Annotated in this window: 1 protein-coding gene; it reads left to right on the top strand. The window is 46.3% G+C overall.

Annotation, left to right across the window (positions count from 1 at the left end; translation table 11 throughout):
* A partial coding sequence (locus R8O11_RS27330) for a patatin-like phospholipase family protein (protein WP_318194893.1) occupies positions 1-736 on the top strand: 736 nt, incomplete at both ends.

Raw genomic sequence — 736 nt, 5'->3', positions numbered from 1 at the left:
GTACCCGGTGCGCTCCCTCCGTATAAGTTAAATGGCCACATGCTTGTTGACGGTGGCGTGGTCAACAACATGCCAGTGGATGTTGCGCGTGCGATGGGCGCGGATGTGGTTATCGCGGTAGACATCAGTACCGACTACAAAACCGAAGATGATTTTACTGGGCTGTTTACCGTTGCAGACCAACTCTCCAACTATCTGGTGCGTCGCAGTACCCAGCAGCAAGTCGAAACCCTGCAAGAACACGATGTTTACATTCGTCCCAATGTCGGCCAAATGGAAACCGTCGAGTTCGACAAAATGCCTTGGGCTTTTCAATCTGGCTATGACATCACCAAAGAAATGGAGTCGAAGCTAGTGGGACTACGTTTATCAAACGCGGAGTATCAAAAGTACATCGACCATAAGCAGGAAGTTCGCAAAAAGCTCGTTTATGGTGACGATCGCGTAGTGGATGAGATTGTGATTGTAAACAATACCCACTATAGCGATGTTGTGTTGACCAACCGTTTGGAACTGGAAACTGGCCGTAAAATCGAAACGGCTGAAATCGAAAAAGCGGTAGAAAACCTCTATGCATTGGACCGATTTGAGTTAATTACTTATCACTTTGAAGAAGTCGATGGTTCGAATTTATTGGTGTTTGACGTTAACGAAAAATCTTGGGGGCCAAACTACCTTAACTTCCGTTTCTTCCTTGAAGATGACTTTGATACCGACAGCCAATACGGCATAGGGA

The organism is Vibrio sp. 1288, assembly GCF_033344475.1.
This window is presented reverse-complemented; position numbering and strand designations above follow the sequence as displayed.